This is a genomic window from Clostridium sp. 001, from assembly GCF_019056555.1.
Classification (GTDB): Bacteria; Bacillota; Clostridia; order Clostridiales; family Clostridiaceae; genus Clostridium_B; species Clostridium_B ragsdalei.
This window is the reverse complement of sequence record NZ_CP020473.1, coordinates 4,448,094-4,462,294: the sequence shown is the minus strand read 5'-3', so window position 1 is coordinate 4,462,294 and position 14,201 is coordinate 4,448,094. Positions and strand designations below refer to the sequence as shown.

15 protein-coding genes and 1 pseudogene are annotated in these 14,201 nt (G+C 29.5%); 5 read left to right on the top strand and 11 right to left on the bottom strand.

What is annotated here, in order from left to right; translation table 11 throughout:
- Positions 1-3: 3 nt before the first annotated feature.
- The gene (locus B5S50_RS20730; protein WP_217302732.1) at positions 4-300 is read right to left on the bottom strand and encodes an FtsX-like permease family protein; all 297 of its coding nucleotides are present in this window, start codon (positions 298-300) and stop codon (positions 4-6) included.
- A gap of 143 nt (positions 301-443) precedes the next feature.
- On the opposite strand from B5S50_RS20730, the gene B5S50_RS20725 reads away from it, so the two are divergent.
- A complete protein-coding gene (locus tag B5S50_RS20725; protein ID WP_217301872.1) occupies positions 444-983 on the top strand; it encodes a winged helix-turn-helix domain-containing protein in 540 nt (179 codons plus the stop codon).
- Positions 946-1,521, top strand: a complete 576-nt coding sequence (locus B5S50_RS20720; RefSeq protein ID WP_065079513.1) for a transposase — start codon at positions 946-948, stop codon at positions 1,519-1,521. The genes B5S50_RS20725 and B5S50_RS20720 overlap by 38 nt, the downstream gene beginning before the upstream one ends.
- A 22-nt stretch (positions 1,522-1,543) precedes the next feature.
- Here the strand turns inward: B5S50_RS20720 and B5S50_RS20715 are convergent, their stop codons facing one another.
- Genes B5S50_RS20715 through B5S50_RS20705 form a run of 3 tightly spaced genes read right to left on the bottom strand, consistent with a single transcriptional unit; the run spans position 1,544 to position 3,880 of the window.
- On the bottom strand, positions 1,544-2,464 hold the full coding sequence (locus B5S50_RS20715) for a hypothetical protein (RefSeq protein WP_217302731.1): 921 nt from the start codon (positions 2,462-2,464) through the stop codon (positions 1,544-1,546).
- Positions 2,448-3,149 (bottom strand): hypothetical protein, encoded by a 702-nt coding sequence (locus B5S50_RS20710; RefSeq protein ID WP_217302730.1) that lies wholly within the window; start codon positions 3,147-3,149, stop codon positions 2,448-2,450. The genes B5S50_RS20715 and B5S50_RS20710 overlap by 17 nt, the downstream gene beginning before the upstream one ends.
- A gap of 32 nt (positions 3,150-3,181) precedes the next feature.
- Complete coding sequence (locus B5S50_RS20705; RefSeq protein WP_065079971.1) at positions 3,182-3,880, bottom strand: ABC transporter ATP-binding protein; 699 nt, start codon at positions 3,878-3,880, stop codon at positions 3,182-3,184.
- 172 nt (positions 3,881-4,052) lie between these two features.
- Between B5S50_RS20705 and nudC the strand changes: the two genes are divergently transcribed.
- Positions 4,053-4,874: an NAD(+) diphosphatase gene (nudC, locus tag B5S50_RS20700; RefSeq protein WP_217302729.1), complete on the top strand. Its 822-nt coding sequence runs from the start codon at positions 4,053-4,055 to the stop codon at positions 4,872-4,874.
- Between the two features lie 73 nt (positions 4,875-4,947).
- Here the strand turns inward: nudC and B5S50_RS20695 are convergent, their stop codons facing one another.
- Positions 4,948-5,145: a cold-shock protein gene (locus B5S50_RS20695; RefSeq protein ID WP_013238604.1), complete on the bottom strand. Its 198-nt coding sequence runs from the start codon at positions 5,143-5,145 to the stop codon at positions 4,948-4,950.
- Positions 5,146-5,618: 473 nt separating this feature from the next.
- Between B5S50_RS20695 and B5S50_RS20690 the strand changes: the two genes are divergently transcribed.
- Together B5S50_RS20690 and B5S50_RS21890 are read left to right on the top strand one after the other, a co-directional pair.
- Entirely contained in the window at positions 5,619-6,137 is a 519-nt protein-coding gene (locus B5S50_RS20690) for a ferritin (RefSeq protein ID WP_217302728.1), read from the top strand.
- 65 nt (positions 6,138-6,202) lie between these two features.
- Positions 6,203-6,892, top strand: coding sequence for a flavin reductase (locus B5S50_RS21890; RefSeq protein WP_217302727.1), 690 nt, complete (start codon positions 6,203-6,205; stop codon positions 6,890-6,892).
- A gap of 244 nt (positions 6,893-7,136) precedes the next feature.
- Here the strand turns inward: B5S50_RS21890 and B5S50_RS20680 are convergent, their stop codons facing one another.
- From B5S50_RS20680 to B5S50_RS20655, 6 genes and pseudogenes are all read right to left on the bottom strand, one after another.
- Positions 7,137-8,507 (bottom strand): hypothetical protein, encoded by a 1,371-nt coding sequence (locus B5S50_RS20680; protein ID WP_217302726.1) that lies wholly within the window; start codon positions 8,505-8,507, stop codon positions 7,137-7,139.
- A gap of 213 nt (positions 8,508-8,720) precedes the next feature.
- Positions 8,721-10,184, bottom strand: coding sequence for a HAMP domain-containing sensor histidine kinase (locus B5S50_RS20675; protein ID WP_254306640.1), 1,464 nt, complete (start codon positions 10,182-10,184; stop codon positions 8,721-8,723).
- Complete coding sequence (locus B5S50_RS20670) at positions 10,159-10,860, bottom strand: response regulator transcription factor (protein WP_065079977.1); 702 nt, start codon at positions 10,858-10,860, stop codon at positions 10,159-10,161. The genes B5S50_RS20675 and B5S50_RS20670 overlap by 26 nt, the downstream gene beginning before the upstream one ends.
- Before the next feature lie 155 nt (positions 10,861-11,015).
- Positions 11,016-11,946 (bottom strand): annotated as a pseudogene (locus B5S50_RS20665) (DUF1848 domain-containing protein).
- 12 nt (positions 11,947-11,958) lie between these two features.
- Entirely contained in the window at positions 11,959-12,849 is an 891-nt protein-coding gene (locus B5S50_RS20660; protein ID WP_207644842.1) for a DMT family transporter, read from the bottom strand.
- A 17-nt stretch (positions 12,850-12,866) separates the two neighbouring features.
- A complete protein-coding gene (locus tag B5S50_RS20655) occupies positions 12,867-13,649 on the bottom strand; it encodes a PhzF family phenazine biosynthesis protein (protein WP_065079980.1) in 783 nt (260 codons plus the stop codon).
- Between the last annotated feature and the right edge of the window lie 552 nt (positions 13,650-14,201).

Sequence of the window (14,201 nt, the reverse complement as noted above, 5' to 3'; positions counted from 1 at the left end):
ATTTTACTCCATTTCCGACTTTAAAGCTTCCTCCATCCTAATTCTATTTATTTTTCTTTTATTTAACATCTTTGAAATTTCATAAGTAAACCATAGTATAATAAATCCTAAAATGATATAAGGATAGTCTATAACAATAGGAAATTCAAAATTCATACTCTTTGTCAAAGATTTAAACATAGCCTCAAGAGATATCAAAAGCAAAGGTATTCCTAAAATATATCCAAGAACTACTATGAAAAAAGAGCTATTCAAAATGAGTGAGTAAATTTCCTTCTTTCTATATCCCAAAACTTTCATCAGAGATATACTTTTTCTATTTTCATCTATGATTAAAGAAGTTACAACATATACTATAGGGTTTCTAACTAAAATATTAACTTATACAGAATAATTAAAATTCTTCTCCAAATACTAAATGTACGGAGAAAGGAGTTTTAATTATGGGAAGAAAATCATTTGAAATAGAATCACTGTATGATTATAAAATTGAAGATTTAATTGAGCTAAAAAACACTACGAATTCTAAATTTACTAGATTAGTATTAGCTGTGGTTACTATGAGATATCGAGGATGCTCAAATAGAGATATTATGATAGAAACAGGTCTAAGTAAAGTATCTATAGTTAAACATATTAAAAATTGGAACGAAGTTGGCATCAAAGCTATAAAAGATCATCGTGGCGGTAGTGAAGCTAAATTAGAACCAGAAATAGTTGATGATCTTATAGACGTAGTTCTAAAAAAATCCCCTATAGATTTTGATTTTACATGTCATACTTGGACTTTAGCGCTTTTAGCTCTATATGTTGAAAAAACATATGGAGTAAAAGTTTGTAATGAAACTATCAGATCCATTTTAATATCTCATAATATATCTTATAAAAGATCTCAACCTAAACCTACAAAAGCTGATAAAGATGAACAAGAAGCTTTTAAAAAAAATGCCAAAACTGCTAGATACTTTAGAGTCTTCATCTGATACTATTGTATATGCATTAGATGAGACTGGTATCAGCATAGAGTCGGACAACTATTCATCTTGGAGCCCTGTAGGTAATCCCCCTATACTAGAGAAGAATGCTTCGCATAAAGGGGTAAATATTGTAGGGTCTACTTCAATTTTAAATAATTTTCATACTGTCAATGATGTTTATTCTTCCCAAGAATCTATAACATCTGAAAAAATTAAGTCGCATATAGAATATCTGATGGAACTTAATCCTAATAAAAAAATTGTAATATTTATGGATAATGCTAAAACCCATACAAGTAAGCTAATGCAAAGCTTTTACTATGATAACAAAGATAAATTGAAGGTAGTACTTCTACCAAGGTATTCCCCATATATGAACCCTCAAGAAAATATGTGGAGAAACCTAAAAGCAAAGTTGTTTAAACCATCTGCTAGAAGTTGTATATGGGAATTAGTATCAGATATTAAAATTCTTTTTGACGAACTTAATTCTAATTTTGCTAAGATTCATTCATTAGCTTATGCTAGAAGTTTCCTAGTATAAGTTAAATTATCACTTAGAAACCCTATACAATAAGTCCAATCAAAAATGATACAATTGATACAATTGCAACAGAGTATTGAAGTGGTTGTGTCATTGAATTAAATGCATTTTTAAGATCATCAACTGTTCCACTACTAAGTAATTTAGATTGAGAAATATCTATTTTATTAATATTCCAAAGTCCAATATAGCTATTAGAAGGATATTTAAGCATATTATTGAGATGTGAAATAGGCATAAATATATATTCTCCCGCATAAGTTTCAGCTATGTTATCAATAGTTATTTTATATGATTTTGAATTCAGTTTATTTATAATATCAATTGTATCACCACTTCTAATTTTTAATCTTTCAGCTAACGGCCTTGTTATTATAACTCTTTTATAATTGAGTTTTTCACCTGACCTATTCTTTAATAACACATATTTGGAATTAGGATTTATTCCGTATATAGTTAAATTTGTATTATTATCTTCTTTAACTACAAATGGAATTTCTAAAAAAGCTTCTCCAATTGCAGGTTTCTCTATTTGTAGAGAGTTAAATACATAATAGTATCTGTAGCTAAAAGCTTCGCCAAAGCTTTTATTTATTAAAAAATCAAAAGAGCTCTTTTGTGCAAACCCTAAAAGCAGCAGCATAGTTGCAAAAATAATTCCAAGTAATAGGAATGCACTTCTTCCAGTATTTCTAAGCTGTTCTCTTATTTTAAATTTAGTTGAAAATTTGAATCTATCAAGTTTTAAGTTTCTTTCAATAAAGCTGACTTTTGACTTTTGATCTCCTCCTCTCATAAGCTGTAAGGGTGAATATTTAAGTGCCTTATTTATAACAAAATATCCACTAACTCCAAGGAAAATCACTGGCAGTATAATACTTATGAAAATATATTTTAAATTAAACTCTATGCTTTCTATAGGCATATTAAAGTAAGTAATCATTAAATTTAACATGGGCTTTAGGGCAAAACCACCCAAAATTGTACCTAATATTCCCCCTAGTATTGCAATTTAAATAATCTTTAACATTGGACATTCTAAAATTTAAATTATTTCTACTGCCTTTAAATCTTATTGAGTAAGACCTGCTTCCCATATTTATTTTATCAAAATCGTCTTTTCCAATAACCGCTATTTCAAAACTATTTGGATCGCTAAGCAAATCATTTTCAGATTTCAAAGGATATATATAATTTGGAAGCGACATGAAGCCCGATATTTCAAAAATATTTTTATACAAAGTAATATGATCGCCAATTTTTAATTTATTTGCTCTTGCATATGCAGGATCTATAAGTATCTCTCCTTTATCAGGTAATTTTCCCTCAGTTACAGCAGGTATATTTACTTTTGTATTATAAGTTAATATTCGTAAAATCTTACCACTAGAAACTTCATAATCAACTGACGTGCTTTCTTCTAATACCATATTGAATTTTGATTCCAAACTTTTTACATCTAAAATCTTTTTTTCTGTTACAAAGCTTGCATCCTCAAGATTGTAATTTTCCTCAAATGAAGAAGTTATTTTGTTCATATTGCTTTTAAGTTGATTGAACATGGTAAAAAGCAAACAGCTTATTATGATAAGAGCTAGGGATCCAAAATACTGTGATTTATTTTCCATTATAGTTCTCTCAATTTTCTTATTTATAACCACTACCACTCAATCCTTTCTGCAGGGACAATTCTGTCATTTAAAATTTTATCTGTAATTTTTCCATTTCTAACTTTGTAAATTCTGTGGGCCATATGACTTATTGCTGTATTATGAGTTATCATAAGTATGGTCGTTTTAAAGTCTTCATTTACTTTCTGTAAAAGTTTCAATATTTCCCTAGACGTTGAAAAATCTAACGCTCCAGTTGGTTCGTCACATAAAAGAAGCTTTGGGTTTTTAACTACTGCCCTTGCAATTGAAACCCTCTGCTGCTCTCCTCCACTCAACTCTCTTGGAAATCTATATCTTTTATCAAACATCCCTACTGCTTTTAATATTTCATCTGTCTTTAAAGGTGTCTTACTTATATTTGAAACCACTTCTACATTTTCAAGAACAGTTAAGTTTTGTATCAAGTTGTAAAACTGAAATATGAATCCTATATAATTTCTTCTATAATCCGTAAGTTCATCTTCATTTAGCTTTGTGACTTCAATTTTATTTACTACTATTTTCCCAGAATCGCACCTGTCTATTCCACCTATCATATTAAGGAGTGTTGATTTTCCAGATCCTGATGGTCCTAAAATCACTCCAATCTCACCTTCATCCAGGTTCATTTCAACTCTATTTAAGACATTTGTAATAACTTCTCCGGTTTTATAGCTTTTCTTTAAATTTTCTACTTGAATAAGCATGTTTTTCCTCCTGAATTTTTAATTACATGAATTAGTGTAATTATTTTCAACTAGGATTATGCTTTAAAAATTAAAAATAAGAAAGGTAAGTAATCACCATATGTGTGAAATTAGGTGGTATAATAAAAAATAATTGCTTATTATATAAATAGTATGAAAGGACTTACTTCACATGAATAATAATTTAAAAATATTATCTGATACCTCTAAGAAGAGCAAATCCAATGACTTATGCTGTGTGTTTTCTAATGGAAAGCTGTTGGTAAAAAAAGATGGAACTACTTTAGTTATTCCCACTTTTGACAATATTAAATTTCTAAATATTGAGTATGAAACTGAATTTTTTTTAGGAAAGATTGGAGAAAAATCTTGTTTTGCCATTGAATCAACTTCTAAATTGAATTTACCAATTAATTTCAACTTAATGGACTTGTACGACCTTGGCTCTCTACTTGATGAACAATCTTTTTTAATATCAGGACGGGCTAGTCAAATACTGAATTGGGATAAAACTCATAGATTCTGTGGCAAATGTGGCTCTAAAACGGAAAATAAAAAAGATGAAATGGCTAAAATTTGTCCAAACTGTAATCATATAATGTATCCTGTAATTTGTCCGGCCATAATAGTTGCAGTTACTAAGGGTGATAAGATACTTCTTGCACATAACAATGGATTTAAAGACAATATGTACGGCTTAATTGCGGGATTTGTGGAAGCTGGAGAAGACTTAAATAGTACTGTAAAAAGAGAAGTTTTTGAAGAGGTTGGTATAAAAGTGAAAAATATTGAATATTACAAGAGCTCTCCATGGCCATTTCCAAATTCCTTAATGATAGGATTTTTTGCAGAATATGAATCCGGCCAGATAAAAGCTGATGGAAGTGAAATAAAACAAGCTGATTGGTTTACAAAAGATAATTTTCCTAACATACCTAAAAAATTCACTATTGCAAGAAGTTTAATTAATGAATTTTCTAAAAGAAATCAGTAATAGACATCACAAATTTTTAGATAACTAAAAGCCCCTCAAATAAGATGATTATTTAAGGGGTAAATTTCATTAATTAAATAGTAGTAATATTCTCTGCTTGAAGTCCTTTTGGTCCTTCAACTACATCATAAGAAACTTTCTGACCTTCATCAAGTGACTTGTAACCATTTGAATTTATTTGAGAAAAATGTGCAAAAACATCTTTTCCATCTTCTCCTGTAATGAATCCAAATCCCTTTTCTCCATTAAACCATTTTACTGTACCATTCATATAACGTGTACCTCCCAAATTTTATTATTCTTAAATTTATCATAATAACTCACTAATAAAATCTCCATATGTAGTTGATTTTATAATAAATTACTATCAGTCTATTTAAATTTTTAATATTGTACTAAGGTTGTGTTAGAAAATTCTTAGACTAATTACAAATTTAGTATGGCAGTAAAAGAATTTATTATGTATAATTGTCAAAAATTTATTGTTTACATTAATTTTAATTTACATAATATTTAAAATGTTAATACATATAAAAAATATCACATTTAATATAAATATTGAAAATTTATATTAAATGTGATATTCTAACATTATATATTAAATAATAATAATTTTATTTTAATATCTAATATCTTCACAATGCTAACTTTTGAGATCTCAAGGAAAATTGTATAATTTTATTTTATATAATTTATACTAAATTATGATTTAATTTAAACTATAGAAGGAAGGAAACTTATACTATGTTAAGTGATAAACTTATAAAAGCTATAAATGATCAGATAAACTATGAAATGTACTCGGCAAATATATACTTTTCCATGCAAGCTTACTGTGATTCATTAGATCTGGATGGATTTTCAAACTTCTTTAAAGTACAAATTGAAGAAGAAAACTACCATATAACAAAATTTTACGATTTTCTAAAAAGAACAAATACCCGAATACTCATTGGATCTATAGATTCACCTGATAACAATTATGATTCAATAAATGATGCTTTCAAAAAAGCACTAGCGCATGAAAAAAAAGTTACTGCAAGAATTTACAATTTAATGGATCTTGCCACTGAAGAAAAAGAACATGCCACAGCAAGTTTACTCAAGTGGTTTATAGATGAGCAAATTGAGGAAGAAGATACTTTTAATAAGCTAGTTAAAAAGTTGGATAAAATAAGTGGTAATTCTGCAGCACTTTACATGCTAGATACAGAACTTCAATCAAGAACTTTTGTACCACCTGTAAATGCAAATGCCAACTAATAATTTTTTAAATATATAAGGGAGGGGGATTACTTACATAATCTTACATGTAAGTATATAAATTTATGATTGATAATAAAGCTTTTTACAAATTAAGCTATGGGTTATACCTTGTAAGCTCTATTTCGGAGGGAAGAAAAAATGCTCAAATTGCAAATACAGTTTTTCAAATAACATCAAATCCTGCTATTCTCGCAGTGAGCATAAACAAAAAAAATCTTACCCATGATTATATCCAAAGAAGTAAATTGATAGGTGTATCTGCCCTATCCATAGAAACTCCTATTGAATTCATAGGCAAATTTGGATTTAAATCAGGAAGAGACATTGATAAGTTTGAAGGAGTATCATTTAAAACAATGGAAAGTGGCGTCCCTATAATATTAGACAACACATCATCCTATTTTGAATTAAAGGTTGAAAAAGAAATTGATGTTTTAACTCATACAATATTTATCTGCAAAGTGATAAATGCAGAACTACTCAACGATGTAGAACAAATCACCTATAAATATTATCAGGATATAAAACGTGGAATATCACCTAAGGTTGAAGCAAATATCCAACAAAATAAAAATGAAGCTTCAGAAAATATAGGAAAATATGAATGTGCAGTATGTGGATACATTTACAATCCAGCTGTTGGAGATCCTGACTCAGGAATTCCAGCTGGTACTCCATTTGAAAACATACCAGATGATTGGACTTGTCCAATATGTGGAGTTACTAAAGATAATTTTAAACAAATTGTATAGATCCACGATTATAGCTCAATTTTTTAAAGAACAAGGTTCAAAGTTCAAATATCAAATAAGGATAATTTTCTTCCTAACGTCAGGAAATATTAAAATTATAGATTCCCTGATGTACGATGGAAATCATCTTTATCTGTTCTTTGTTATTTGAACTTTGTTATTTTCAAAAGCTTTGCTTCGCATTATTTTTATATTAAGTCAAAGTTTTATATGTGCAAAAGTTAATTTATAATTTATAAAGAGGTTATTTATCAAAAGTAACTATATAAGTATTTATCTTGTCTTTATTAAACGGATCTGCAGAACTTCCATAAGTAAATGATAGTGCAGTACTTGTACTATCCCAACAAATATTTGAAATACAAGGCACTTTTGCAATCTTCTTTTCTTTAATTTTGCCATCTTTATCTTTAATTTTAATTGTAAGATAATTATTCCCCTGATTTTTATCCTTTAAGCTGGCCGCTTTTACTATTTCCTTTATATCACCTGTTTTAATATCTATAACTTTAATGGATATATCAAGATCCTTATTATTCGAACCTGGCTGACGACTAATTTCATTATTGCTCTCCACATAAGCAGCTTTACTTCCATCAGGTGATACTATATAGTCAGAAGTAGGTAATCCAGAGCTTATTCTACCTTTAGGAAGTTTAATATCTTGAAGTACCTTTCCGGATTCACTCATAACAAGTGCTCCAAAAGTTCTGTTTACATAAACTCCATCAACTGCCCCACCATTAACTGGCTTACCATTGTTATTATAGTTGTCCATTATAATTGTCTTTCCCTTTTTATCTGCATACAAGGAATATTTATTGGCGTAAATATTCTTTATCTCCTTAGTCTTCACGTCCATGGAGCATACTTTTACTCCTTCTTCTCCACTCTTACCTTGAGTATAATAAAACTTACCTTCTACACTGCTTCCCAAATCTTTAATATCATCTACACCAGATATCCATGCATCATCATGTTCTCCACCATTGTAACTTCCATCAGAATATACTTTTCCAGTTGTATCAATTACTGCCCAATGATTAAAATAATTTGCTAAAATTTTATTCTTACTTACCCATATAAACTGGGCATCACTGTTTAACTTTTCCGTATTTACATCGGTAATTTGACCTGTAGACAAATTTAATAATTTTACATTTTTGTGGAGTAAATCTCCTGAAGCAAGAGCATTTTTCCACTCCTGGCTTTCGACTTTTGGAATATTCCTTGCTTCTGCATAAAGAACAAATTTATTATCTGGTGATATTCCTAAAAATTCATCTATATTTGCATTCTTAAAATCTTTAGAACTTTTTGTATTCAAATTATAAATGCTGCAATATCTTATAATTCTAGTTGAATCGGGATCTTTAAATTCACTTTTTCTAGTTAAAGTCAGCACTTCATTTTCATTAAGCCATGCAGTACTTTCAATATTTTCATATTTATCAATCTGGTATCCATTTTCATTGACTTTAGCAGAAGGTTTATATGCTGTTACTTTTATGTTCTGTGTAGATTTAGCAATTGCATGATGAGTTAATTGAATTGCACTTACACCTTCAATAAATCCTACAGCCAAAATCAGAGATAAAACTTTTTTACTCAACATTGAACTTTCCCCCTTTTTCTTAATAAGCAGAGTTCTTGGCATCAGATGGAGTTTTGACTCCACCTGATGCTTAGAAATCGTTATCCAGGGACGTAGCTGCTCTTTACTTCCACTTGGAGAAGTGGGAGTATTAGAGCAGGTAGTCATCAGATAAATTCATGTTATCAAAACTTGTTCACAAAATTATAAATAGATGTCACAATCTTGTAAACTTTATGTGGAAAATTCGACACAAAAAGTAGTACCTTCATTTAATTTAGAATTTACCTTTATGGTTCCTCCTTGTTTTTCAACTAGCTTTTTAACTAAAGCTAGTCCAAGTCCAGCTCCTCCTGTTTCACGACTCCTGTGTTTATCAGCTCTATAAAAAGGTTCAAAAATTTTAGAAAGTACTTCTTCACTCATACCTATACCAGTATCTTTAACACTTATAGTTATCTTGTCTTTATCATTTTTATAACACTCAATATATATACTGCCACCTGGTCTATTATATTTTATGGCATTATCAATTAAATTAATTAAAATATGCTTTAAGCTATCTTCATCCAAATTAACAACAATATCCTCTGCATCATATTTTAAAATCAAATTATTTTTCTTGACTTTTGCCATCATTGTTTTGAATATTTCATTCAATATTTTCTTTAAATTAACTTCATTTTTTTCAATTTCAAAATCATATTTTTCAAGGGCAGATAAGCTCAATATATTATCTACCATGCTCGAAAGCCTATCACATTCTTTTGATATACTTAAAGTACCTTCTTCAATTAATTTAAAATCATCCGTGTACATTCCAATCACATCTGCATAGGCCTTTATACTGGTAATTGGAGTCTTGAATTCATGAGTTACATTTCCTATAAACTCTTTTTGTTGCTTGTCCATTTTTTTTAATTTATCCACGGCCCTACTTAAAGAATCCCTTTCAACTTGAAGTTCATCAATATTTTGTTCTATAGTATTACTCATAAATATAAGACCGCTGCTCAATTCTCCCAATTCATCATTTCGATTTACCTTATGTACTTTACTAAATTCACCCTTTTGAATGTTTTCTACCGAATCTTTCATTTCATATATATCTCTAGTTAGTCTGGAAAAATAAAAGGTTCCTACAAATATACCAAGAACTAAAGCCAAAAAACCTATACCATAAAACAATTTTTCTATATCACTATAAAATAATTTATTTTCTCTAATTGAATATTCCAATTCTAAAATTGCTGCTGTATTTCCCTTATATTTAATGGGTGAATAAAAATATATCACATCATTAATTTCTCTATAAGATACTTTGCCTTTAATTGCATAGTCTATCATAATCTTTTTCTCATCATTTTCATTTAGCTTTGCATCTGTCTTAAACCCTGAAAGGAGTTCACCTTTTGTATTATATATATTTGCAGGTATAGTTCTCAGCCATGCTTTATTAAAAATACTACCTCTAGCTAAGCTATCATCATAATTAGTGTTTTTATTCAAACTCATGCGTTCACTAAAGTATTCTTCAAATATATCCTTTTGCTTAAATAAAATGGCCTGTGTTTCCTTATTTTGATAACTTTTTATTCCATTAAGTACCAAGAAGCTCAAAAATAATATTACAATCAATAAAAGTGAAGCTGTAAAAGATATGAGCTTAAATTTAATTCCCACCTTCAAATAACTCATCAACCCCTTTATATCCAATACCATAGACAGTTTGTACTAAATCTTGATAACTATGACCTAACTTTTTTCTTATCCTTTGGATGTGTGTATCTACAGTTCGTGTTCCTCCAACATAATCCATATTCCATATTATATTTAAAAGCTGTTCCCTGGAGTATACTATGCCTGGATTTGAAAGGAGTAAATATAGCAGATCAAATTCCATAGGTGTAAGCTCTAGCAAAACATTTTTTATACTTACAGTTCTCTTTTTTTTATTAATAATAAGATCACTTATTTTTATGACACCGATATCCTTTTTTTCATCAATAGTTTTATTAAGTCTTCTTACAAGTGACTTGATTCTTGCAAGAAGTTCTCTTATGTCAAAGGGTTTCGTCATATAATCATCTGCTCCAAATTCAAGGCCAAGTATCTTGTCCACAATATCTTCTTTTGCTGTAAGCATGATGATCCCTATATTTTTGCTTTCTAATTTTTTACAAACATCGTATCCGTTTATTACAGGGAGCATTAAATCCAAAATTACTATATGCGGATTAAAAATATCTACTTTATGAAGTGCTTCCTCTCCATCATAAGCTCTTTCTACTAAATACCCTTCTCTTTTTAGTGCATAGGTCAGCACATCTAAAATGCTCTTTTCATCATCTACTAAAAGTATTTTTTCATTCACTTTTTATTCCTCCGCTCAAATTATCGTCCTTATACAGTGAAATTATACCATAAAGTAGATGTTTATTTAGATTACATTACATTTCTCCTCTTCATATGTAAATAAAAATAATTGTATCAATTTACATCAATACAATTATATCATAATCCCATTTTCTATAAAAAAGATAACTGACTATCTCTATATGACTTCATCTTTCTATCTACAATCTTTTCATCTCCACATAATTCGCCAATCAGCAGAGGGAACTTTTTATTATGCTTCAATAAATTCTTTTCAACAGCATTCCTATTGAAATTTGCATAGCAGTATAAACAACCATGATTACATGTATTATAAGCTCCTATATCAATGCTCTTTACACATCCACAAACTTTCCTCTGGTTTGGATCTTTATCTATAGACATCTTTTCCTTGGCTATCTTAGAAATCAACCTACTATCTATACATTTACCATGCTTAATATTAAATTTTGATAGATCTACTTCTTCCGAACAAGTTTCAATAGTCACATTATACTTAGAAGCTATCTTTGAAAACTTCCCTGCTAACTCAAACATATCATCCTTATCTATTGGTAAAATGTTTATCTTTTAAATTGCGCTCAGTTTTCCTGTATAAATCTAAAAAGCTGATAACACACTTATTTGTATATGGGCACAATCTTTTTGCAAGATACTCAAACCACTTATAATGGTAATTCTTTGTAAACTTATCAGTTAATATTATGGGATCATACCTCCATATAACTCTATCCTTACCAATTCGTTTTGATAATTCTATAAATGTATTTATCAAATACTTTTTCTCTGGAATGTTTGTCTCCAATGTCTTATCATATGAATTTAAAGTGAATTGAAAATAATAGTTGTATTCTTTAATTTCCTCCAATCTCTTCATCATTTTCTTAGGATTTTTGGTCCAAAATACTATACAATCTATGACTTTAGTACTCAATTCAACTTTACTTACCTGATTTGAGTTAAATGGATTTTTTACTAATACAAATCCTTCCTTTATTCTATTGAAAAACCAATCACTATAAAAAGCCGGTATATCCGTTCTTCTACTTACACTTAATATCATAAAATTATCCTTTTAATCTAACATATATTCCTTTTCATCTGATTTTTTTCCTGATAACTCATTGATAAAAGTTGTCCCCAATATGAGAATGCCACCTAGTACCTGTATAAATGTCATTCTTTCTCCTAAAAATATACTGGACATAACTATTGCCGATATGGGATCAATATAGCTGAATATTGCTATTGTCTGCCCTTTAAGTTTTAGTATGGCAGAAAAATACAAAAGATAAGCTATTCCCGTATGTATTATTCCCACAATCAAAAGAAGTACAATGGACTTAAAACCTAACTGTGAAAGTGACACTTTTTCCGTAACAAGTACATAAGGCAGTAGAACTACTGCAGCTGCAGTAAGTTGTATCATACCGCTTTCCATACCTGATAAATTTTTTATAAACTTATTTATTATAATCACACTAGCATAGAGAGCTGCTGCTGCAAGACCATATATAATACCTAGCAATTGATTGTTTTCTGCCGCACTACTTCCAGCTCCTACTATTAAAAACATACCTGCCATAGCACCTATAATACACATAATCTTAACTGCATTTAATTTTTCCTTCAATATAAATGGCGATAAGAACATGACAATTACAGGAGCAAAATAATAACACAAAGTAGCTTTTGATACGGTAGTATACTTATATGCTTGAAATAAAAAAATCCAATTCACACCTATTGCAGCTCCAGATATTATTAATGGAATCAAATTAGATTTGATGGCTTTCCACGATGTCTTTTGTCTTGTTATGTAACTTGCTGTAAATAAAAATATACTTCCTATTATTCCCCTTACCAATGCAATCATGCTAGAAGACAAGTCTATATTTTTGACAAACAGCCCAACACTGCCGAATATGAGCATTGCAGCTACAATTTTTATCTTTGCATTTTTCATCATTTATCTCCTCATAACTATATATTAATATTTCCCACCATATATAGTGAAGCTCTTCCACTTATTTTAACCCTATCACCACAAAGTTCACAATATAATGTTCCACCGCGTTTTGACAGCTGTTTTGCTATCATCTTATCTTTATTCAATTTTTTTGACCAAAAAGGTATTAAATTACTGTGTGCAGAGCCTGTTACAGGATCTTCATTTACACCAAGCTTTGGATAAAAACAGCGAGATACAAAATCCACATAACTGCCCTTTGCAGTTACGATAATTCCTGAGCCATCTTCTAATTCTAACATTTTAGAAAAATCAGGATCTAAATTTTTAACCTGCTCTTCTGTTTCAACTACTACAAATAAATCCCTTGATAAATATGTTTCTATAGGTTCCACCCCAATGATATCCGAAATTGTTTCTGGTATTTGAATTTTTTTAGGTTCTCTTGTAGGAAAATCCATTTCATATAAATCACTTTTATGATTGACTTCAAGTATTCCACTTAAAGTATGAAATATCATTTTATCTGTTCCAACATCTACATAATTGGAAACAACATAGGAAGTCCCCAGTGTAGCATGTCCGCATAAGTCTATTTCTGCCTTTGGCGTAAACCACCTTAGTTCATACTCATTTTTATTTTTACCTTTAACTACAAAAGCTGTTTCTGACAAATTGTTCTCTTCTGCAATTTTTTGCATTACATCCTCCTGCAGCCACTTATCTAATACACATACCCCTGCCGGATTCCCCTTAAATACTTCATCTGTAAAAGCATCAACAACATAATATTTCATATACTTAGCCCCCTTTTTTAAATAATATTATATTACTATACTAACCACTTCTTGTAAACTGAACTTCATCAAACTTGAACTTTACTTACAAATGAAAAAATAGTTGCGCAAATTTATTGTGCTAAAAATATATCTCTATCGATTCCTTAATCTACCATATATTATCTACTTGCAATGACATCTTAAATATGTTATTATAATCTCACAAAAGGAAAACGACTACATTCCTAGTTGATAATTTTTCTTTTTATTATGAATTTTATAGTGTACAACTTCTGAAATACACGTTAAGCTTTTATTTTGAACCTACATTTAAACATCGGGAGTTCAAATTTAGATGAGAATATGTACTTTTTTATGAGTCCTTTTAAGGCATTAAGAGCGATAGATACATCTGTGAGAACACCCACCTATCGAGAGATAGGTGTCAAAATTAAAGCACCGATATTTTGGATATAAATATAAAATTCAAAGCCAATGCTTAATTAAGCATTGGCTTTTTAATATTTAATAAAGTTATCCGATGACTACCTGCTCTAATACTCCCACTTC